The sequence below is a fragment of the Guptibacillus sedimenti genome, assembly GCF_028610665.1.
In the GTDB taxonomy this organism is placed as follows: domain Bacteria; phylum Bacillota; class Bacilli; order Bacillales; family Guptibacillaceae; genus Guptibacillus; species Guptibacillus sedimenti.
Genome location: NZ_JAQQWV010000019.1, coordinates 1 through 1,298, shown reverse-complemented (window position 1 = coordinate 1,298; position 1,298 = coordinate 1). Strand labels below are relative to the sequence as shown.

At 36.7% G+C, this 1,298-nt stretch carries 2 protein-coding genes; both read left to right on the top strand.

Annotated features, from left to right (window positions below):
• The first annotated feature begins 72 nt into the window (after window positions 1-72).
• Window positions 73-369: a transposase gene (locus tag PQ578_RS22310; RefSeq protein ID WP_224600095.1), complete on the top strand. Its 297-nt coding sequence runs from the start codon at window positions 73-75 to the stop codon at window positions 367-369.
• A gap of 8 nt (window positions 370-377) precedes the next feature.
• On the top strand, window positions 378-1,256 hold the full coding sequence (locus tag PQ578_RS22305; protein ID WP_273837331.1) for an IS3 family transposase: 879 nt from the start codon (window positions 378-380) through the stop codon (window positions 1,254-1,256).
• The last annotated feature ends 42 nt before the right edge of the window (window positions 1,257-1,298 follow it).

Sequence of the window (1,298 nt, the reverse complement as noted above, 5' to 3'; positions counted from 1 at the left end):
TGATATGATCCCCACATAGTAGACAGAGAAAAGAAAGCACATTAAGCTGTCTACTATGGAGGGGATTTTTCTATGGGAGAAATCAGGAAAACATATGATGTGCCATTTAAGAAAAAAGCTGTAGATATGTATCTGAAAGAGGGAATGGGTTACAAAACAGTAGGAAGAGAATTAGAAATTGACCCCAAAATGGTTCGCCGGTGGGTTCAACACTTCGAGGCAGAAGGAATAAAGGGCCTTGAGGAGAAGCGTGGGAAAGCTAAAGGGTCTGGAATAGGAAGACCAAAGACTCGTCCTGAGGATCCAGAAGAAAAAATCAAACGATTAGAAGCTGAGAATGAAATATTAAAAAAGCTCTTAGGAAAGTAAAAGGGGGAATGGATGACGTAACTACCAGTAAAAAGTATGAGGTTATTAAAGAGATGTCTAAGAAATACACCGTCCAACTTCTATGCAAGCTTACAGGTGTATCAAGGGCTGGATATTACAAGTGGTTAAAACGCCTAGAATCCCCTTCTCTTAAACAGGTAGAAGATCATAAAATCAAGAAATTGATTGTGAAGTGTCATACCAAACTCAAAGGGATTTATGGTTATCGAAGGGTACATATTTGGCTTAAGTCGATGCATAATCTACAGATTAATCACAAACGAGTTCAACGCTTAATGGGAGAATTAGGAATTAAAGCCATCATCAGAAGGAAACGTCCTTACTACGGTAAGAAGGAAGCTTATGTTATCTCAGGTAACCATTTGAACCGGGACTTTCAAGCTTCAGAACCAAATAAAAAATGGGTAACCGACATTACCTATTTAATTTTTAATGGGCAAAAATTGTATCTATCTGCCATTAAGGATTTGTATAACAACGAAATAATAGCTTATAAAATCGGAAGAAGAAATGACCTTAAATTAGTAATGGATACAATAAAGAAAGCTAGAAAAAAACGAAGTGTAAAAGGCATAATGCTTCACAGCGATCAAGGATTCCAATATACATCAAAACAATATAACAAACTGCTTAATAAGTACAAGATGAAATCAAGTATGTCCCGGAAAGGTAACTGTTGGGACAATGCTTGTATGGAGAACTTTTTCAGTCACTTTAAAGCAGAATGTTTTCACTTAACCTCTTTCCGAACTTCTGAAGAGGTTAAAAATGCAGTCCACAAATACATACGATTTTACAATCACCAGAGATTTCAAAAGAAACTAAACAACCTGAGCCCCTATAAATATAGAGCTCAGGCTGCATAAGAATGCTTTTTAATTTCCGTCTACTTGACGGGGGTCACTTCA

What these genes read in the sequence shown, in the direction of transcription:
- PQ578_RS22310 (WP_224600095.1), top strand. Translation starts at nt 73, where the DNA reads ATGGGAGAAATCAGGAAAACATATGATGTGCCATTTAAGAAAAAAGCT.
- PQ578_RS22305 (WP_273837331.1), top strand. Translation starts at nt 378, where the DNA reads ATGGATGACGTAACTACCAGTAAAAAGTATGAGGTTATTAAAGAGATG.